Annotated in this window: 18 protein-coding genes; 8 read left to right on the top strand and 10 right to left on the bottom strand. The window is 72.4% G+C overall.

Annotated features, from left to right (window positions below; genetic code table 11):
• Nucleotides 1-237: 237 nt before the first annotated feature.
• Nucleotides 238-1,236 (top strand): acyl-CoA desaturase, encoded by a 999-nt coding sequence (locus CP973_RS04995; protein ID WP_150237903.1) that lies wholly within the window; start codon nt 238-240, stop codon nt 1,234-1,236.
• Between the two features lie 22 nt (nt 1,237-1,258).
• On the top strand, nt 1,259-1,945 hold the full coding sequence (locus CP973_RS04990; RefSeq protein WP_150237901.1) for a TetR/AcrR family transcriptional regulator: 687 nt from the start codon (nt 1,259-1,261) through the stop codon (nt 1,943-1,945).
• Between the two features lie 42 nt (nt 1,946-1,987).
• Here CP973_RS04990 and CP973_RS04985 read toward each other — a convergent pair whose 3' ends face one another.
• Both CP973_RS04985 and CP973_RS04980 read right to left on the bottom strand, forming a co-directional pair.
• The gene (locus tag CP973_RS04985) at nt 1,988-2,359 is read right to left on the bottom strand and encodes a VOC family protein (protein ID WP_150237899.1); all 372 of its coding nucleotides are present in this window, start codon (nt 2,357-2,359) and stop codon (nt 1,988-1,990) included.
• Nucleotides 2,360-2,376: 17 nt separating this feature from the next.
• Nucleotides 2,377-3,195 (bottom strand): trans-aconitate 2-methyltransferase, encoded by an 819-nt coding sequence (locus tag CP973_RS04980; RefSeq protein WP_150237897.1) that lies wholly within the window; start codon nt 3,193-3,195, stop codon nt 2,377-2,379.
• 141 nt (nt 3,196-3,336) lie between these two features.
• Here CP973_RS04980 and CP973_RS04975 point away from each other — a divergent pair, with 141 nt between their 5' ends.
• From CP973_RS04975 to CP973_RS04965, 3 genes are all read left to right on the top strand, one after another.
• Complete coding sequence (locus tag CP973_RS04975) at nt 3,337-3,834, top strand: MarR family winged helix-turn-helix transcriptional regulator (protein ID WP_003984378.1); 498 nt, start codon at nt 3,337-3,339, stop codon at nt 3,832-3,834.
• Nucleotides 3,835-3,937: 103 nt separating this feature from the next.
• Nucleotides 3,938-4,861, top strand: a complete 924-nt coding sequence (locus CP973_RS04970) for an SDR family NAD(P)-dependent oxidoreductase (RefSeq protein WP_150237895.1) — start codon at nt 3,938-3,940, stop codon at nt 4,859-4,861.
• A gap of 198 nt (nt 4,862-5,059) precedes the next feature.
• Nucleotides 5,060-7,144, top strand: coding sequence for a beta-galactosidase (locus CP973_RS04965; RefSeq protein WP_150237893.1), 2,085 nt, complete (start codon nt 5,060-5,062; stop codon nt 7,142-7,144).
• Nucleotides 7,145-7,196: 52 nt separating this feature from the next.
• On the opposite strand, the gene CP973_RS04960 is transcribed toward CP973_RS04965, so the two are convergent.
• The 4 genes from CP973_RS04960 to galT all read right to left on the bottom strand — a co-directional run bounded on the left by CP973_RS04960 (nt 7,197) and on the right by galT (nt 11,546).
• Nucleotides 7,197-7,976, bottom strand: a complete 780-nt coding sequence (locus tag CP973_RS04960; protein WP_150237892.1) for a LuxR C-terminal-related transcriptional regulator — start codon at nt 7,974-7,976, stop codon at nt 7,197-7,199.
• A gap of 326 nt (nt 7,977-8,302) precedes the next feature.
• A complete protein-coding gene (galK, locus tag CP973_RS04955) occupies nt 8,303-9,535 on the bottom strand; it encodes a galactokinase (protein WP_244409282.1) in 1,233 nt (410 codons plus the stop codon).
• Nucleotides 9,532-10,503: a UDP-glucose 4-epimerase GalE gene (gene galE, locus CP973_RS04950; RefSeq protein WP_150237890.1), complete on the bottom strand. Its 972-nt coding sequence runs from the start codon at nt 10,501-10,503 to the stop codon at nt 9,532-9,534. The genes galK and galE overlap by 4 nt, the downstream gene beginning before the upstream one ends.
• Nucleotides 10,500-11,546 (bottom strand): galactose-1-phosphate uridylyltransferase, encoded by a 1,047-nt coding sequence (gene galT / locus CP973_RS04945; RefSeq protein ID WP_150237888.1) that lies wholly within the window; start codon nt 11,544-11,546, stop codon nt 10,500-10,502. Before galT ends, galE begins: the two co-directional genes overlap by 4 nt.
• Nucleotides 11,547-11,779: 233 nt before the next feature.
• On the opposite strand from galT, the gene CP973_RS04940 reads away from it, so the two are divergent.
• Both CP973_RS04940 and CP973_RS04935 read left to right on the top strand, forming a co-directional pair.
• Nucleotides 11,780-13,450 carry a sodium:solute symporter family protein gene (locus CP973_RS04940; protein ID WP_150237886.1) on the top strand — a complete coding sequence of 557 codons (1,671 nt, stop codon included), beginning with the start codon at nt 11,780-11,782 and terminating at the stop codon, nt 13,448-13,450.
• 23 nt (nt 13,451-13,473) lie between these two features.
• The gene (locus CP973_RS04935; protein WP_150237884.1) at nt 13,474-13,770 is read left to right on the top strand and encodes a hypothetical protein; all 297 of its coding nucleotides are present in this window, start codon (nt 13,474-13,476) and stop codon (nt 13,768-13,770) included.
• 10 nt (nt 13,771-13,780) lie between these two features.
• Here CP973_RS04935 and CP973_RS04930 read toward each other — a convergent pair whose 3' ends face one another.
• A complete protein-coding gene (locus CP973_RS04930; RefSeq protein ID WP_150237882.1) occupies nt 13,781-14,497 on the bottom strand; it encodes a response regulator transcription factor in 717 nt (238 codons plus the stop codon).
• Nucleotides 14,498-14,726: 229 nt separating this feature from the next.
• Nucleotides 14,727-16,526 (bottom strand): ABC-F family ATP-binding cassette domain-containing protein, encoded by a 1,800-nt coding sequence (locus CP973_RS04925; protein WP_150237880.1) that lies wholly within the window; start codon nt 16,524-16,526, stop codon nt 14,727-14,729.
• 80 nt (nt 16,527-16,606) lie between these two features.
• Between CP973_RS04925 and CP973_RS04920 the strand changes: the two genes are divergently transcribed.
• The gene (locus CP973_RS04920) at nt 16,607-17,299 is read left to right on the top strand and encodes an alpha/beta hydrolase (RefSeq protein WP_150237878.1); all 693 of its coding nucleotides are present in this window, start codon (nt 16,607-16,609) and stop codon (nt 17,297-17,299) included.
• Nucleotides 17,300-17,511: 212 nt separating this feature from the next.
• Here the strand turns inward: CP973_RS04920 and CP973_RS04915 are convergent, their stop codons facing one another.
• Together CP973_RS04915 and rsmA are read right to left on the bottom strand one after the other, a co-directional pair.
• On the bottom strand, nt 17,512-18,417 hold the full coding sequence (locus CP973_RS04915; RefSeq protein ID WP_150237876.1) for a 4-(cytidine 5'-diphospho)-2-C-methyl-D-erythritol kinase: 906 nt from the start codon (nt 18,415-18,417) through the stop codon (nt 17,512-17,514).
• The gene (rsmA, locus tag CP973_RS04910) at nt 18,414-19,328 is read right to left on the bottom strand and encodes a 16S rRNA (adenine(1518)-N(6)/adenine(1519)-N(6))-dimethyltransferase RsmA (protein WP_150237874.1); all 915 of its coding nucleotides are present in this window, start codon (nt 19,326-19,328) and stop codon (nt 18,414-18,416) included. Before rsmA ends, CP973_RS04915 begins: the two co-directional genes overlap by 4 nt.
• Nucleotides 19,329-19,396: the final 68 nt, after the last annotated feature.

Genomic DNA, 19,396 nt, shown 5'->3' with positions numbered 1-19,396 from the left:
GGATCACCCTGTCCGTTCTGTGGGACCTACCTGCCGCGGGCGGCGCTCACACCTGCGCGTTGACCGGATGTGACGGAACTTGCACGGCTCGACCGGCTTGTTCTGCCGCATTTCGGTCACTCGTTACCGACCTGTCGGACCCTTGCCCGCATCGGCGGCACTGCCATACTTACGAGACCGTAGGTTACGGTCCCGTAGCCGTAGCCGTGCCCCCGAGCCCCCGACGAGGGACACCACATGACCGCTAGCCCCGAAGTCATCGAAGAGACTCCCAAACCGGCCGAAACCGCAACCCCGCTGCCGTCCGCCACGCTCGGCGGCGACAGCAAACGCTCGGTCGAACAGATCACCCTGCTGCTGTTCATCACCGTGCCCTTCCTGGCGCTGGTGGCCGCGGTGCCGCTGGCCTGGGGCTGGGGGGTGAGCTGGCTCGATCTGGGGCTGCTGGCGGCGATGTACTTCATCGGCTGCCACGGCATCACGATCGGCTTCCACCGGTACTTCACCCACGGCGCCTTCAAGGCGAAGCGCCCGCTGCGCGTCGCCCTGGCGATCATGGGGTCGCTGGCGGTGGAGGGGCCGCTGGTGCGCTGGGTGGCGGACCACCGCAAGCACCACAAGTTCTCCGACGCGCAGGGCGACCCGCACTCGCCCTGGCGGTACGGCGAGACGGTGCCGGCGCTCATGAAGGGCCTGTGGTGGGCGCACGTCGGGTGGATGTTCGACGAGGAGCAGACGCCGCAGCACAAGTACGCGCCCGACCTGATCAAGGACGACGCGATCCGCCGGGTCTCCCGCCAGTTCGTCCTGTGGACGGTCGTCTCGCTGCTCACCCCGCCCCTGATCGGCGGCCTGGTCACGATGTCCTGGCAGGGCGCGCTCACCGCGTTCTTCTGGGGCTCGCTGGTGCGCGTCGCCCTGCTCCACCACGTCACCTGGTCGATCAACTCCATCTGTCACGCGGTCGGCAAGCGGCCCTTCAAGTCCCGGGACCGGTCCGGCAACGTCTGGTGGCTGGCGGTGCTCTCGTGCGGCGAGTCGTGGCACAACCTGCACCACGCCGACCCGACGTGCGCCCGGCACGGCGTCCTGCGGGGACAGCTGGACTCCAGCGCCCGGCTGATCCGCTGGTTCGAGAAGGCCGGCTGGGCGTACGACGTGCGCTGGCCGAACGCCTCCCGCCTGGACGCCAAGCGCCTGGACGGGGCCGCGAGCGGGGCGGCCGGGGGCCGGTAGCCGGGGAAGGCATGATGGACGGGTGGCGATCGACGGCAGCAGCGTGAACGACAAACAGGGCAAGGCCCCCTCCGGTGCGGGCACCCGGCGTACCCGCAGGGTGCGGATGACGGGCGCCCAGCGCCGTGAGCAGCTGCTCGACATCGGTCGCACGCTCTTCGCGGAGCGCGGCTTCGAGGGCACCTCGGTCGAGGAGATCGCGGCCAAGGCCGGTGTCTCCAAGCCGGTCGTCTACGAGCACTTCGGCGGCAAGGAGGGGCTGTACGCGGTCGTGGTGGACCGGGAGATGCGCCAGCTGCTGGACATGGTCACCGGCGCGCTGACCGCCGGCCACCCCCGCGAGCTCCTCGAACAGGCCGCGTTCGCGCTGCTCGACTACATCGAGACGTACACGGACGGCTTCCGCATCCTGGTCCGCGACTCCCCCGTGGCCCAGTCCACCGGCACCTTCGCGTCGCTGATCAGCGATATCGCCACCCAGGTCGAGGACATCCTGGGCCTGGAGTTCAAGGCCCGCGGCTTCGACCCGAAACTGGCCCCCCTGTACGCGCAGGCCCTGGTCGGCATGGTCGCGCTGACCGGCCAGTGGTGGCTGGACGCCCGCAAGCCCAGGAAGCCCGAGGTGGCCGCCCACCTGGTCAACCTGGCCTGGCACGGGCTGGACGGCCTGGAGCCGAAGCCGCGGCTGATAGGCCACCGCCGGTCCTGAACCGGACGGCCCCGGGCCGTCCCCGGACGGGTCCCGGACCGGTCACCCGCCGCCTCGCCGCTCCAGGAACTCCAGGCGGTTGCCGACGGGGTCGTACGCGTAGAACCGGTCGTGGTCCGGGAGACGGTCGTCCCAGGTGACCCGCACCCCGTGGCCGGCGAGGCGCCGGGCATACGCGCGGATGCCGGTGACGCGCAGGGCCGGGTGTGCCTTGCGGGCGGGACGGAACCCGGGCTCGGCGCCCAGGTGGAGCTGGGCGGCCGGACCGGCCTCGAACCAACATCCTCCGCGATCGGCGAGCGCGGAAGGCTTCGGGATCTCCCGAAGCCCGAGGACTCCCCCGTAGAACGCGCGCAGAGCGCCCTCACTGCCCGGCGGGGCGGCCAGCTGGACGTGGTCGAGGCCGGTGATCACAGGCTCACCTCACAGGATCATCGCTCCTTGTGGGCCACCACGAAGATCCGCCGGAACGGGAAGACCGTGCCGTGCGGGCCGGGTGGATAGGCCTTCCGGAGCAGGTCGCGGTACTGGGACAGGAATTCGTCGCGGGCCGCAGGGTCGTCCTCCAGGACGGTCAGTACGGGGCGCAGGGCCGTGCCCTTGACCCAGTCGAGGACCGGGTCCTCCCCCTGGAGGAGCTGGACGTAGGTCGTCTCCCAGGCGTCGACCGCGCAGCCGAGCGCGGTGAGGCGTTCCAGGTAGCCGGTGGGCTCCAGGATGTGCACGAAGCGGCGGCCGTGGCCGGCGAGGCGGGCGCGCCACTGGGGTTCGTCGCACAGCTCGCCGAGCAGTGCGTGGCTGGGCGAGGTGAAGTTCCCGGGGACCTGGAAGGCGAGGGTGCCGCCGGGGGTGAGGCCGTCGATCCAGGCCGGCAGGGACTCGGGGTGGTTGGGGACCCATTGCAGCGCCGCGTTGGAGACGATCAGGTCGAACGGTTCCGCGGGGCGCCAGTCGGTGGCGTCGGCGGGCCCGAAGTCGAGGTGGCCGCCGCCGGGGGTGGGGCCCGCGTAGGTCTCGGCCTCCTTGAGCATGTCCGCGGAGCTGTCCAGGCCGGTGATGTGCGCGTCGGGCCAGCGGTCGGCGAGCTGGACGGTGACGTTGCCGGGGCCGCAGCCGAGGTCGGCGATGCGGGCGGGGCGGTTGCGGTTGGGCAGCTCGGGTATGCGGGCGAGCAGGTCGTGGAACGGGCGTGTGCGGTGTCCGGCGTGGCGCAGGTACTGCTGAGGATCCCAGGTTGGTGCGACGTGCATGTTCGAACCCCTTCAGCGGATGCAGGGTTGGTCCGGGCCACGCGAGCGCAGCGTGACACCGCCGACGATGCCCAATCGTCCACGGAAATATATCTTGACGTCAAGAGACTTCACATCGACAGACCAACTACACTGATCGGCATGGAGGACGAGGTCGACCGACTGGTCGCAGCATGGCGCCGGGAGCGCCCGGACCTCGACGTGGAACCGCTTGAGGTCCTCAGCCGCATCAGCAGGCTGGCCAGACACCTCGACCGTGCCCGCCGCCTCGCCTTCTCGGAGGTCGGCCTGGAGCCCTGGGAATTCGACGTGCTCACCGCGCTGCGCCGCGCGGGGGCACCGTACCAACTCTCCCCCGGGGCGCTGCTGACGCAGACCCTGGTCACCTCCGGCACGATGACCAACCGCATCGACCGGCTCGCGAAGAAGGGCCTGGTCGAGCGGCTGCCCGACCCCAGCGACCGGCGCGGGGTGCTGGTGCGGCTGACGCCGGAGGGGCGCGAGGCGGCGGACGAGTCGCTGGCCGGACTGCTCACCCAGGAGCGCGCGATCCTGGCCGAACTGTCCCACCAGCAGCGCGGCGAACTGGCCCGTCTGCTCCGGCAGTTGACGGCCCCCTTCGACAACACCCCGGGCTGACGGCGGCACGCCGGGCACTTCCCCGCGGCCGACGGCGGCGGGGCCGTCCGGGCCCGCCACGGCCCCTTGCCGGACCCCCTCCCGGTGGGCTTGGATCGCCGCCATGAGCCAGCACGGCCCGCGGGGCCAGCAAGGGCACGAGGGACGGCAGGGACACGAGGGGCGGCACGGGCGCGAGAGCCGTCCGGCCCATCGCGAGCAGCAGGACCCGTACGGACGGCAGGTCCCGTACGGGCGGCACGGGCACCGGCGGCCCTCCGGGGCGCCGGACGGAGCGCGCTTCCCCGGGCGCACGGTCCTGGTGACCGGCGCCGCCGCCGGGATCGGCGCCGCGACCGCCGACCGGCTGGCCGCCGAGGGCGCGCGGGTGCTGCTCCTGGACATCGACGACGAGCCGGGCGAGCGCACCGCCCGCCGCATCCGCGCCGCGGGCGGCCGGGCCTCCTACGAGCACTGCGACGTGGCGCGCGAGGAGCACTGGGAGCGCGCCGTACGGGCCGCGCGGCAGCGGTACGGCCCGGTGGACGCCCTGGTCGGCAACGCCGCCCTGCAAGGGCTGCACGCGCCCGCCGACCAGGCCTCCCCGGCGGACTGGGACCGGCAGCTGGCGATCAACCTGACCGGCGCCTTCCTGGGCGTCCGGGCCGTCCTGCCCGACCTGCGGGAGCGGTGCGGCGCGGTCGTGCTCACCTCGTCGGTGCAGGCCCGCTTCGGGCTGCCGGGCCGTCCCGCGTACGCCGCGTCCAAGGCGGGGCTGACCGGGCTGGCGCGCCAGCTGGCGGTCGAGTACGGGCCGGAGGTACGGGTGAACTGCGTCCTGCCCGGCCCCGTGCTGACCGCCGCGTGGGACGGCATCGGCGAGGCGGACCGGCGGGCCAGCGCCGCGGAGACCGCGGCCGGGCGGCTCGGGCGCCCGGAGGAGGTGGCGGCGGCCGTCGCGTTCCTGCTCTCCGACGAGGCGTCGTTCGTGACGGGGACGGAGCTGGTCGTGGACGGCGGCTGGAGCGTCTGCAAGAACTCGTCCTGAAGCGGCCCGATGGGTGCGCGGCGGGGCCCGCGGTCGGGAATCATGGCGGTAAAGGGCGGCCGCGCCCCGTAAGAGCGGCCACGCCCCCGTACGAGCGGCCGCGCCCCCGCGCGAGCGGCCACGCCCGTACGGCGGCCGCACCCGGCATACGCGCCGCCCGCAGCTCGTGCCGGTACACGTCGCGACCCGGGAGACCCGATGGGCATCCATTTCGGTGCGGACTACAACCCCGAGCAGTGGCCCGAGGAGGTGTGGGAGGCGGACCTGCGCCTGATGAAGCAGGCGCACGTCACGCTGGTGACCGCCGGGATCTTCTCGTGGGCGCGGGTCGAGCCCCGGCCCGGCGCGTACGACTTCGAATGGTTCGACCGGGTCATGGACGGCCTCGGCGGCGCCGGCGTCCGGGTGTGCCTGGCCACCATGACCGCCTCCCCGCCGCCCTGGCTCACCCGCGCGCACCCGGAGGTCCTGCCGCAGGGCCCGGACGGGCAGCGCCGCTGGCCCGGCGGGCGGCAGCACTACTGCCCGTCCAGCCCCGTCTACCGCGAACACGCCGTCCGCCTCGTCAAGCGGCTCGCCGCCCGCTACGCCGAACACCCCGCGCTGGCCGTGTGGCACATCGGCAACGAGTACGGCTGCCACACCCGCCAGTGCTACTGCGACGTGTCGGCCGCGGACTTCCGGACCTGGCTGCGCGCGCGGTACGGGAGCGTGGACCGCCTCAACGACGCCTGGTCGACGGCCTTCTGGTCGCAGGCGTACGCGGACTTCGAGGAGGTGCTGCCGCCGCGTACGGCCCCCACCTTCCCCAACCCGGCCCAGCAGCTGGACTATCTGCGCTTCAGTGACGACGCGCTGCGCCAGTGCTATCTGGCGGAGCGGGAGGTGCTGGCGCGGCTGAGCCCGTCGGTGCCGGTGACCACGAACCTGATGCCGTTCCACAAGCCGGTGGACGCCTTCGCGTGGTCGCGGGACATGGACGCGATGGCGCTGGACTTCTACCAGGACCCCTTCGACCCCGGGACGCACCTGACGGCCGCGTACACCTTCGACCTGATGCGGTCGGCACGCGGCGGGCAGCCCTGGCTGCTGCTGGAGCAGGCGCCCGGCGCGGTCAACTGGCGGGCCCGCAACGGCCCCAAGCCGCCGGGCGCGATGCGCCTGTGGAGCTGGCAGGCCGTCGCGCAGGGCGCGGACGCCGTGCTGTTCTTCCAGTGGCGGCAGTCGCGCGGCGGCGCGGAGAAGTTCCACTCCGCGGTGGTGCCGCACGCCGGTACGGACACCCGGGTCTTCCGGGAGGTCTCCGAGCTGGGGCGGGAGCTGGCGTCCGTACCGGGGATCGCGGGGACACGGGTGGCGCGGCCGACGGCGGCGCTGGTGACGGACTGGGACAGCTGGCGGGCCCTGGAGCTGGACTCCCACCCGTCGACGGCGCTGCGCCTGCCGGAGCTGGCGCTGGGGCACTACGGGCCGCTGTTCGAGGCGGGAGTCGCGTGCGACGTGGTGCCGCCGGACCGCGACCTGTCCGGCTACCGGCTGGTCGTCGTGCCGAACCTGTACCTGCTGACCGAGCGGACCGCCGAGCGGCTGGCGGCGTACGTGCGGGGCGGCGGGCACCTGCTGGTGTCGTTCTTCTCCGGCGTCGTGGACGCCTGCGACCGGGTGCACCCCGGGGGCTGTCCGGGGCCGCTGCGGTCGCTGCTGGGCCTGCGGGTGGAGGAGTTCTGGCCGCTGGACGCGGGGGCGACGGTGGGCGTACGGGGTGTCGCGGGCGTACGGAAGCCGGGCGGGCCGGGACGCGCGGAAGCGGCGGCGGGCGCCTGGGAGCTGCCCGCCGGTACGGCGGACCTGTGGTCGGAGGCCATCCTCCTCGAAGGCGCGGAGCCCGTCGCGCGGTTCGCGGACGGCGAGCTGGCGGGCGCCCCGGCCGTCACCCGGCACGGCTACGGCACGGGCACGGTCACCTACGTCGGCACCCGGCTCGAACCGGCCCTGATGCGGGCCCTGATGGACCGCGTACGGGCGGCGGCGGGCGTGCGGCCGGTGCTGGCCGGGCTGCCCGAGGGCGTGCAGGCCACCGTCCGGGAGGGCGCCGGCGGGCGCTTCCTCTTCCTGCTCAACCACGGTGCGCGGGCGGCCGACATCACGTTGCCCTGCCCGATGGCCGACGCGCTCGCCGGGGCCCGGGGAGAGCGGTCGGAGCACACCTACCGGATCGCGCTGCCGGCCCGTGGTGTGGCCGTGCTGAAGGACCCGCGCGGGGCGGGGTCCACGGGCGGCTGACCGGGGACCGGCGGTGTGCCGGGCGCGGCGCGGGCGGGCCCCGCGCCGCGCCTCAGGTGAGCGCGGAGGCCGCGGCCGTGGCCGGTTCCAGCTCCACCGGCCCCACCCCGGCCCGCCGCGCCAGCGCCACGGCGGCCAGCGTCGAGTGCACGCCGAGCTTGCCGAGCACGTTCTGCATGTGCGTACGGACCGTGTGCGGGGACAGGAACAGCCGCTCGGCGACGGCCTTGCGGCCCAGCCCGGCCACCATGCAGCGCAGCACCTCGCGCTCGCGCGGCGTCAGCGACTCCACCAGGCGCTCGCTCTCGGTGCGGTGCTTGCGCGCCGCCGTCAGCTCCCGCAGGACGCCGGTCAGCAGCGCGGGCGGCAGGTGCGTCTCGTCGCGCAGCACGCCGCGGATGACGGCGAGCAGGCGGGAGAGCGAGCAGTCCTTGGCGACCCAGCCGCCGGCGCCCGCCTGGAGGGCGAAGGCGGCCCGGCGCGGGTCGTCCTTCTCGGCGAGCACGACGGTACGGACGTACGGATAGGCCGTGCGGACGCCCGCGACCAGCGAGATGCCGTCCAGCGGGCCGCCGTCCGCGCTGCCGTCGCGGCCCGGCGCGGGCTGGGACGGCACGGATGCCAGCGGTGCCGTGACGGTGCCGAGGTCGGCGTCGATGAGCATCACGTCGAAGCGCCGGCCGTCGGCGGCCGCCCGCTCCAGGCTGCGCAGGGCAGCCGGTCCACTGCCGGCCGCCGCCACGTCCACGTCCTGTTCGGCCGCGAGCGCGGCCGCCAGGGACTCGGCGAAGATGCGGTGGTCGTCGACCACCAGAACCCGGATGCGTTGCACTGAGACCCCCTGTCTCGGGGAACGGACCAAGTGGGCACGACGCCCGGGACCAAGGCCGACGCAGCCGCACGGCCGCCGCCGTACCGCGTGATCACCCCACCCCGGGCGTCGTACCCGACTGTCTCGCCCCCTGATCAGCACCGGCCCCCACCGGTGCTGGGACTCAGATTACGGACGGGGTGCGGCAACGGAAGGCTATTGGCAAAACTGCCCGGCCCAAGTGTTCAGGGTGGGGCCCAGCGCCCGTCGAGGGGCGTAAGTCGACAAGGTTCGTCTCAATTCGATCGGCCGGGGGCGGGCCGGTGCCCCCGGCCCGCCCCCGCGCCTCACACCAGCCGCCGCGCCCCCGCGCTCGGCACGGCCGGGAAGATCCGCGGCTCCGTGTGACCGGCCGCGGCGAACGCCTCGGTGATCCGCGCCGCGACGGCGTCCGCGGCCGCCTCCTCGACGAGCACCACGGCCGAGCCGCCGAACCCGCCGCCGGTCATCCGGGCCCCGAGCGCGCCCGCCGCCCCGGCCGTCTCGACGGCCAGGTCCAGTTCGGCGCAGGAGACCCGGAAGTCGTCGCGCAGCGAGGCGTGTCCGGCGGTCAGCAGCGGGCCGATGGCGCGGGGCTCGCCGGCGTCCAGGCGGGCGATGACCTCTTCGACCCGCCGGTTCTCGGTCACCACGTGCCGGACCACCGCCGCCGTGCCGGGGCCGCCGCCGTCCTTCCCGGCGCCCGGTTCCTCGTCCGTCGCGGCCAGCCGGTCCAGTGCCTCCGGCAGATGTGCGTACGGCACATCGCGCAGCGCGTGTACGCCGAGCGCCCGCGCGCCGCGCTCGCACATGGCGCGCCGTTGTGCATACGCGCCGTCCCCCAGCTCGTGTTTCACCCGGGTGTCCACGACCAGGAGCCGTAGCCCCTCCCCCGCCAAATCGAACGGAACCTGCCGCTGGGCGAGGTCGCGGGTGTCCAGGAACAGCGCGTGGCCGTCCGTGCAACAGGCCGCCGCGGTCTGGTCCATGATGCCGCAGGGCACGCCCACGAAGGCGTTCTCGGCGCGCTGGGCGAGCTGCGCCAGGCGCTGCCGGGTGAGCCCGAGGCCGTACAGGTCGTCGAGGGCGAGGGCGGTGACGACCTCCAGGGCGGCCGACGAGGACAGGCCCGCGCCGACGGGGACGGTGCTCTCGTAGTGCAGGTCCGCGCCGCCGAGGGGCAGTCCGGCCTCCCGCAGGGCCCAGGCGACGCCCGCCGGATAACCCGCCCAGCCGGCGTCGGCGGCCGGGCGCAGGGCGTCCAGGCGCAGTTCGACGGTCCGGCCGCCGCCGCTGCCGTCGCCGGAGTGCACCCGCAGCACGCCGTCGGCGCGGGGCGCGGCGGCGGCGAGGGTGGTGTGCGGCAGGGCCAGCGGCATCACGAAGCCGTCGTTGTAGTCGGTGTGTTCGCCGATGAGGTTGACGCGGCCGGGCGCCGCCCACACCCCGGCGGGGGCGGCGCCGTACACCTCGCGGAAGCGGTCGGCGGCGTGCCGGGCACGCCGCTCCTGACCGCCCGTCACCTCGCTGGTGTCCGTCATGGCGTGCCGGCTTCCCCGCGCCGGGCGAACGCCCAGGCGTCCGCGACGATGTCGGCCAGGTCCGTACGGCTGGGGCGCCAGCCGAGCCGGTCGATCGCGGTCTGTGCGGAGGCGACCAGGACGGCGGGGTCGCCGCCGCGGCGGCCCGCGGTGATCTCGGGTACGGGGTGGCCGGTGACCTTGCGGACGGTCTCGATGACCTCGCGCACGGAGAAGCCGTTGCCGTTGCCGAGGTTGCAGATGAGGTGCTCGCCCGGCTTCGCCGCCGTCAGGGCGAGGAGGTGGGCCTCCGCCAGGTCGGCGACGTGGATGTAGTCGCGTACGCAGGTGCCGTCGGGCGTCGGGTAGTCGTCGCCGTAGACGGAGATGGCCTCCCGCTTGCCCAGGGCGACCTGGAGGACGAGCGGGATCAGGTGTGATTCGGGGTCGTGGCGCTCGCCGCAGTCGCCGTGGGCGCCCGCGACGTTGAAGTAGCGCAGCGAGACGGCGGCCAGGCCGTGCGCGGCGCACTCGCCCGCGATCATGTGGTCGACGGCGAGCTTGGAGGCGCCGTACGGGCTGGTGGGCGCGGTGGGCGCGGACTCGGTGATCGGGGTGCGCTCGGGTTCGCCGTAGGTGGCGGCGGTGGAGGAGAAGACCAGGGTGCGCACCCCGGCGTCGCGCATCGCGGCCAGCAGGTCCATGGTGCCGCCGACGTTGTTGCGCCAGTACTTCTCGGGGTCCGTGACGGACTCGCCGACCTGCGAGAAGGCGGCGAAGTGCAGTACCGCGTCGAAGGAGGCGTCCAGGTGGCGGGCGGCGTCCTGGACGCGGCCCTCGATGAACTCGGTGCCGGCCGGGACGCCTGCGCGGTGTCCGGTGGACAGGTCGTCGAGGACCGTGACGGTGTGCCCGGCCTCGACCAGGTGCGCCGCCACGACGCTGCCCACATATCCCGCTCCGCCGGTGACCAGGTACTTGTTGCTCACGCGCTCGCTACCTCTCGCAGTCGCTCGGCCGCAGCCTCCGGCGGCACATCGTTGATGAACACGTTCATGCCGGATTCGGAACCCGCGAGGAACTTCAGCTTGCCGGAAGTCCGGCGGACGGTGAAAAGCTCCAGATGGAGCGCGAACCCACCGCGGTCCGCGGCGTGCAGCGGTGCCTGGTGCCAGGCGGAGATGTACGGGGTCGGGGGCTCGTCGGGGCCGAAGATCCGGTCGAACCGCCGCAAGACTTCCAGATAGACCTGTGGGAACTCTGTGCGCGCCGCCTCGTCGAGCGCGAGCAGGTCGGGGACCCGGCGCTTGGGGTAGAGGTGGACCTCGTACGGCCAGTGGGCGGCGTACGGGACGAAGGCGGTCCAGTGTCCGGCGTCGAGCACGATGCGGCGGCCGTCGGCCAGTTCCTCGGCGAGCACATCGTCGAAGAGGTTGCGCCCACCGGTCCGCTCGCGGTGCGCGGCCAGCGAGGCCAGCATCCGCTCGGTGCGCGGGGTGACGAAGGGATAGGCGTAGATCTGGCCGTGCGGGTGGCCGAGGGTCACGCCGATCTCCGCGCCGCGGTTCTCGAAGCAGAAGACCTGCTGGACGGCGGGGTGCTGGGAGAGTTCGGCGGTGCGGTCGGTCCAGGCCTCCAGGACGAGCGCCGCCTGCTCCCCGGTGAGGTCGGCGAAGGAGGCGTCGTGGTCGGGGGTGAAGCAGACGACCTCGCAGCGGCCGGTGTCGCCGGCCAGGGAGGGGAAGCGGTTCTCGAAGACGGCGACGTCGTAGTCGGCGGCGGGGATCTCGGTGGCGCGGCCGTCGCGGGAGGGGCACAGCGGGCAGGCGTCGGCCGGCGGGAGGTAGGTACGGCCCTGGCGGTGCGAGGCGATGGCGACGGAGTCGCCGAGCAGGCGGTCGTGGCGGATCTCGGAGGCGGTGGAGACCGGGTCGAGCGGCCGGTGGTCGGCGCTGCCGCGCACCGCGTCGTCGCGCAGGTCGTAGTAGATGAGCTCCCGGCCGTCGGCGAGCCGGGTCATCGTCTTCTTCACTGGAGCTCCTCGCCACAGCCACCAAACACAAACACACACAATGAAGCACAACTAAACAAGCCCGTCAACGCCGGACGCGGCCGCGCCATGACGGGATCTCGACCCGGAGATTCCCCCACAAAGGACGCGGCCCCATCACGATCCCACCACGAGAACGAACAAAAGTCTTCAGTTTCTGAAGGACCGCGCGTAGGTTCCTGTGCGTTCATCACGCACAGAGAAGTGAGTGCCCCATGATCACCTTGGCCGCAGGGCTACGGCTGCCCACCAACGGGCTCGATTACGCGATCCTCGCCGTCTACTTCGTCGTCGTCCTCGGCATCGGCTTCGCCGCCCGCCGCAGCGTGAAGACCAGCCTGGACTTCTTCCTGTCCGGGCGGTCGCTGCCCGCCTGGGTCACCGGCCTCGCCTTCGTCGCCGCCAACCTCGGCGCGACCGAGATCCTCGGCATGGCCGCCACCGGCGCGCAGTACGGCGTCGCCGTCGTGCACTGGTACTGGATCGGCGCCATCCCCGCCATGGTGTTCCTGGGGCTGGTGATGATGCCCTTCTACTACGGCTCGCGGGTCCGCTCCGTACCGGAGTTCCTGCTCCAGCGCTTCGACAAGTCGGCGCACCTGCTCAGCTCGGTGCTGTTCGCCTTCGCCGCCATCCTGATCGCGGGCGTCAACCTGTACGCGCTGTCGATCGTCGTCGAGGCGCTGCTGGGCTGGCCGCAGTGGGTGGCCATCGTCGTCGCCGGGCTGTTCGTCCTCGCGTACATCACCGTCGGCGGCCTGTCCTCGGCGATCTACAACGAGGTGCTCCAGTTCTTCGTGATCCTGGCCGCGCTCATCCCGATCTGCGTCATCGGCCTCAAGCGGGTCGGCGGCTGGGACGGGCTGTCCGCGACGCTGGAGAAGCAGCACGGCCACAGCTTCCTGACCGCCTGGGACGGCACCGGCATCGGCGAGCCCAACGCGCTCGGCGCCAACTGGCTGACGATCATCCTGGGCCTGGGCTTCGTGCTCTCCTTCGGCTACTGGACCACCAACTTCGCCGAGGTGCAGCGCGCACTGTCCGCGAAGAACCTCTCCGCCGCGCAGCGCACCCCGCTGATCGCCGCCTACCCGAAGATGTTCATCGCCTTCCTGGTGATGATCCCCGGCCTGGTCGCCGCGGTCGTCGTGCCCAGGATCGGCCAGGAGGGCTCCGGCCTGACCTACAACGACGCCATTCCGCTGCTGATGCGCGACCTGCTGCCCAACGGCGTCCTCGGCATCGCGGTCACCGGCCTGCTGGCCGCCTTCATGGCGGGCATGGCCGCCAACGTCTCGTCGTTCAACACGGTCTTCACCTCCGACATCTGGGCGAAGTACGTACGGCCCGGCCGCGAGGACCGCTACTACCTGCGGTTCGGCCGGCTGGTCACCGCCGTCGGCGTGCTGTGCAGCATCGGCACGGCCTTCCTGGCCGCCACCTTCAACAACATCATGGGCTACCTCCAGACGCTGTTCTCGTTCTTCAACGTGCCGATGTTCGTGGTCTTCATCATCGGCATGTTCTGGAAGCGGGCCTCCATGAAGTCCGGTGTGTGGGGCCTGGTCGCGGGCACCACCGCGGCGATGGTCAACTACTTCTGGATCTACAAGCAGGGCATCATCGCCATCCCCAGCGACCAGGGCGCCAACTTCGTCTCCGCGATCGTCGCCTTCGTCGTCGGCGCCGTGGTGATGGTCGCCGTCACCCTGTTCACCCGGCCCAAGCCGGAGGCGGAACTCGCCGGCCTGGTCTACGGCACCAGGTCCCCCGGCCTGGACGAACCGCCCGCCAAGGGCGACGACGCGTGGTACCGAAAGCCGGCCCTGCTCGGCTGGGGCGCCGTCGTCCTCGCCGCCCTCTGCTACGTCCCGTACTCCTTCTGACCGCACCCGAAGGAACCAGCACCATGAGCGACTACCAGCACGAGATCGACCTCGAACGCAGGTCGGCCACGGCCGCCCGGCTCTTCGACATCCGCCTGATCATCGGCGGCCTGTTCACGCTCTACGGCGTCATCGTGATGATCGCCGGGTTCACCGCCTCCGACGCGGACCTGAAGAAGGCCGAGGACATCAACATCAATTTGTGGACGGGCGTGGGCATGCTGCTGCTCGGCCTGTTCTTCCTGGCCTGGATCAAGCTCCGCCCGATCGCCCCGCCGACGGCCGAGGAGATCGCGGCCCTCCAGGAGGACACCGACTGAGCGGCGCCCGTCACGGCGGCGGGGCGCTCTCGGCCTCCGCCGCCTCGCGCACGCCCGCGCCCCGCGTCGCCGCCCGGTCCAGCAGGCCGGTACGCGCCGCCAGCGCCGCCGCCTCCAGCCGCGACCCGACGCCCAGCTTCATCAGCACCCGCTGCACATGCGTACGGGCGGTGCTCGGCGCGATGCCCATCCCGGCCGCGATCAGCCGGGTGTCCTCCCCCTCGGCGACCCGCACCAGCACCTCCACCTCGCGCGGAGTGAGCATCTGCAGCAGCCGGGCACCCTCGTCGTCAGGCTGCGCGGCCGGGTGCAGCAACTCCTCGAAGGCTTGCTGGAGCAACTGCGGCGCGATCGCCGCCTCGCCGGCCCGCGCCTTCATCATGGCGCGTTCCACGCCCTCGATGCGCTCGTCGTGCCGTACGTACCCCGAAGCGCCGGCGGCGAACGCGGCGGCGATGCCCCGCGGATTGGGCACCGGCCCGAGCACCACCACCGCGACCTGCGGCCGCTCCTTCTTGATCCGTACGACCGGGTCGAAGGCGCCCGGCTCGGCCGGTGTGGCGGTGCCCAGCAGGCACACTTCGGGCGCGCGGCTCACCACCAGATCCGCCGCCCCGGCGCTCGGGGCGGCCGCCGCGAGCACGCGGTGCCCGCGCAGTTTCAAGGCCGAGGCGAGTGCCTCGGCGAGCAGTCGGTGATCGTCGACCACCATCAGCCGCACGCCCATTGCAGCAACCCCCCAATTCCCCGGCGAGCCCAGCCCCCCGGCCCCCGCCGGGCCCCTTGTCCCCGGAAGCTACACGCTTGTTCGACGTTGCGCGCCCCCTAAGGGGAAGAAGCCTGCCGCAACGCTGAAATCCCGGCCAATCAGGCCCAGTTATGCATGCCTTCCTGTCCGTATCTGACAAGAAAAGCGCCGGAGCGGGCCTTTCCGGGCCGACAGAACGGGCCGTACGCTACGCGTCCTCGGCCAGTTCCAGCCACCGCATCTCCAATTCCTCCCGCTCCCCCGCCAGCTCCCGCAACTGCGCGTCCAGCCCGGCGACCTTCTCGAAGTCCGTGGCGTGCTCCGCGATCTGCGCGTGCAGCTTCGACTCCTTCTCGCCGATCCGGTCCAGCTGCCGCTCGATCTTCTGCAGCTCCTTCTGCGCGGCGCGCGTCACAGCCGCCGGCTTCTGCTTCGGCGCGGCCTCCACCGGGGCCGCCGGCGCCGCCGCCTCGACCACCTTCTGCCGCCGCTCCAGATACTCGTCCAGGCCCCGCGGCAGCATCCGCAGCGTCGCATCGCCCAGGAGCGCGAACACCCGGTCCGTGGTCCGCTCGACGAAGTACCGGTCGTGGCTGATCACCACCAGCGACCCGGCCCAGCCGTCCAGCAAGTCCTCCAGCTGCGTCAACGTCTCGATGTCGAGATCATTCGTCGGCTCGTCCAGGAACAGCACATTCGGCTCGTCCATCAGCAGCCGCAGAATCTGCAGCCGCCGCCGCTCACCGCCCGAAAGGTCACCGACCGGCGTCCACTGCTTCTCCTTGGTGAACCCGAACTTCTCGCACAGCTGCCCCGCGGTCATCTCCCGGCCCTTGCCGAGATCCACCCGCTCACGCACCCGCTGCACGGCCTCCAGCACCCGCCAGGAGGGATCGAGCTCCGCGACCTCCTGCGACAGATAGGCCAGTTTCACCGTCTTGCCGACCACGATCCGCCCCGCCGCCGGCTGCGCCTCACCGCCCGTACGCGCCGCCTCGGCCAGCGCCCGCAGCAGCGACGTCTTGCCCGCGCCGTTCACGCCCACCAGACCGATCCGGTCCCCCGGCCCGAGCTGCCACGTCAGATGCTTCAGCAGCACCTTCGGACCGGCCTGTACGGTCACGTCCTCCAGCTCGAAAACCGTCTTGCCCAGCCGCGAGTTGGCGAACTTCATCAGCTCGGCGGTGTCCCGGGGCGGCGGCACATCCGCGATCAGCTCATTGGCGGCCTCGATACGGAACCGCGGCTTGCTGGTCCGCGCCGGGGCCCCCCGCCGCAGCCAGGCCAGCTCCTTCCGCATCAGATTCTGCCGCTTGGCCTCTTCACTGGCGGCAATCCGCTCCCGCTCGGCACGAGCGAACACGTAATCGCTGTACCCGCCCTCGTACTCATGAACAGCGCCACGCTGCACGTCCCACATCCGCGTGCACACCTGGTCCAGGAACCACCGGTCGTGCGTCACGCACACCAGCGCGGACCGCCGGGCCCGCAAATGCCCGGCGAGCCACGAGATGCCTTCCACATCCAAGTGGTTGGTCGGCTCGTCCAGCACGATCAGGTCCTGCTCGGCGATCAACAGCTTCGCCAGCGCGATCCGCCGCCGCTCACCACCCGACAGCGGCCCGATCACGGTGTCCAGCCCCTGCCCGAGCCCCGGCAGGTCCAGCCCGCCGAACAGCCCCGTCAGCACGTCCCGGATCTTGGCGTTGCCCCGCCACTCGTGATCGGCGAGATCACCGATCACCTCGTGCCGCACGGTCGCGGCCGGGTCCAGCGAGTCGTGCTGCGTCAGCACCCCCAGCCGCAGCCCGCTGTTGTGCGTGACCCGCCCGTCATCAGCGCCCTCCAGCTTGGCGAGGATCCGGATCAGGGTGGTCTTGCCGTCGCCGTTACGCCCCACGACGCCGATCCGGTCCCCTTCATTGACGCCCAGGGATACACCGTCGAGCAGCGCACGCGTCCCGTACACCTTGCCCACGGCTTCCAGATTGACGAGGTTGACGGCCATAACGCTCCTGCACTTCGAATCGGTCGACTCCCCACCCTAGTCGGCAAGCCGCCGCACCCCCGTACAGATACCGTGCGCCCATGGACATACGGACCTACGGCCCCAGCGGCAAACACCTGGACATCCACCGCCCCGACGGACCGCCCACCGCCACCGTCCTCCTCTGGCACGGCACCGGCCCCGACGAACGCGACGTCCTGCGCCCGCTGGCCCGTACGGCCGCGGCCCACGGCCTGACCGTCCTCGTCCCGGACTGGCGCGCGGACGCGACCGACAACGGCCGCACCCACCTCCTGGAGTCCCTGGCCTTCGCCCAGGAGGAAGCAACCGGCCCCCTCCTCCTGGCCGGCTGGTCCGCCGGCGCAGGCGCCGCCCTGGGCGTCGCCCTCCACCCCGACCTCACCGCAGGCCACCCCCCGACCGCCGTACTGGCCCTCTCCGGCCGCTACGACGTCCCGGCCCGCACCACCGGCACGGCCCCTCTGGCAGACCTGGAAAAGGGCCTGGCCCCCACCGCCCCCATCCACCTCCTGCACGGCACGAACGACGCGGTGATCCCCACAGACCACTCCCGCACCCTGGCCGAGGCACTAAGCAAGGCCGGCCACATCACCACGTACACGGAGTGCCCAACCGACCACGCAGGCACGATCATGACCGAGTACGACCCCACAACGAACCGCTGCCGCCCCACGGACAACGAGGCGGCGCTGGCGGCCGGGGAGACGGCGGTGCAGATACTCGTAAAGAGCGCCACATCCCCGGGTCTGTAAAGACCCCAGCCACAGCGGCGGGAAAGCCGCAAGCGGCGCGGGCTCGGGGACATACAGGGGTCTCCCCGCAGGACGGCCGAGACCCCGGTTAAGAACGAACACAAGGATGACTCCCGGCGCCGTGGGGGTCCCCCCGGCCGGAGGCTGGGGGAGAGTGACCCCTGTGTGGCCCCGAGCCCCCACCCACCGATCCTCAGGCGCCAACCCGCGCCCTAAACGACAGTAGCCCCAGGCACCGGCCCCACCGCCACCCGCGCAGCCCGACAAGTCCCGGACGCCGTCAACGCGGCAGCCACCCCCGCAGCGGCATCCGCATCCTTCGCCAGAAACGCAGTCGTAGGCCCAGACCCAGACACCAACGCCGCCAACGCCCCGGCAGCAACCCCCGCATCCAACGTCGCAGCCAACGACGGCCGCAACGACAACGCAGCAGCCTGAAGATCATTGGACAGCGCCCCGGCCAGCCCCACCGCGTCCCCCGCCGCAAGCGCGTCCACCAGCGCCCCCGAGGCCTCAGGCGCCAGCACGTCCAGACCCTCGTTCAGCCGGTCGAACTCCCGATACACGGCCGGCGTCGACAGCCCCCCGTCGGCCACCGCGAACACCCAGTGGAACGAACCGCCCACCTCCAGCGGCGTCAGCAGCTCCCCCCGACCGCGCCCCAGCGCCACCCCACCCACCAGCGAGAACGGCACATCACTACCCAGCTCGCCACAGATCGACAGCAGCTCGTCCCGCGACGCCCCGGTCCCCCACAACGCATCGCACGCCACCAGCGCACCCGCCGCGTCCGCACTGCCCCCCGCCATGCCACCCGCGACCGGAATGTCCTTGGCGATGTGCAGATGCACATCAGGCGCGATCCCATACCGCGCCGCCAGCAGTTCCGCAGCACGCGCGGCCAGGTTCGTACGGTCGAGGGGAACACGATCGACGTCCGGCCCAGCGGCAGTGATACGCAGCGTCTCCGCAGGCGCCGCCGTCACCTCGTCATACAGCCCCACGGCCAAGAACACATTGGCCAGGTCGTGGAACCCATCCGCCCGCGCACCCCCCACCGCGAGCTGAACGTTGACCTTCGCGGGTACGCGAACCGTGACGGTGGCCCGGTCGATCACGCGGCACTCCCCTCGGAACCCGCCCTGTTCCCCTCGGAACCCGGCTTGTGCTCAGCGATACGCGCGAACTCCTCCACCGTCAGCGCCTCACCACGCGCCTGCGGCGAAACCCCCGCGGCCACCAGCGCCGCCTCGGCCGCCGCGGCCGACCCGGCCCACCCGGCCAACGCGGCACGCAGCGTCTTGCGGCGCTGCGCGAACGCCGCGTCCACGACGGCGAAGACGTCATCGCGGCTCGCGGTGGTCGCGACCGGCTTCTCGCGGCGGACGAGCGAGACCAGCCCGGAGTCGACATTCGGCGCGGGCCAGAACACGTTGCGCCCGATCGCCCCGGCGCGCTTCACGTCGGCGTACCAGTTGGCCTTGACCGACGGCACTCCGTAGACCTTGTTGCCGGGCCGGGCCGCGAGCCGGTCGGCGACCTCGGACTGCACCATGACCAGGGTGCGGTCGATGGTCGGGAACGTCGCGAGCATGTGCAGCAGCACCGGCACGGCGACGTTGTACGGCAGGTTGGCGACCAGCGCGGTGGGCGCGGGCCCGGGCAGGTCCCGGACGAGCATCGCGTCGCTGTGCACGAGCGCGAAGCGGTCCGCGCGGCCGGGCAGCCGCGCCTCGACCGTGGACGGCAGCGCGGCGGCCAGCACGTCGTCGATCTCGACGGCGGTGACCCGGTCGGCGGCCTCCAGCAGCGCCAGGGTCAGCGAGCCGAGTCCGGGGCCGACCTCGACGACGACGTCGTCCGGCCGGACCTCGGCGGTGCGCACGATGCGCCGGACGGTGTTGGCGTCGATGACGAAGTTCTGGCCGCGCTGCTTGGTGGGGCGTACGCCCAGCGCGGCGGCCAGTTCGCGGATGTCGGCGGCGCCCAGGAGGGGGCCGGGCTCATCGGTGGTGCTGCTGTTGCTCACCCGTGCAGCTTACGGCGCGCGGCCCCCGTTCCGGCCACACACCAGCCCACCGGACCCGCCACCGCACC

Origin of the sequence: Streptomyces albofaciens JCM 4342 (assembly GCF_008634025.1) — a bacterium.
Taxonomy (GTDB): Bacteria; Actinomycetota; Actinomycetes; order Streptomycetales; family Streptomycetaceae; genus Streptomyces; species Streptomyces albofaciens.
The sequence above is the reverse complement of the archived record's forward strand: the minus strand, read 5'-3'. Positions and strand labels throughout refer to the sequence as shown.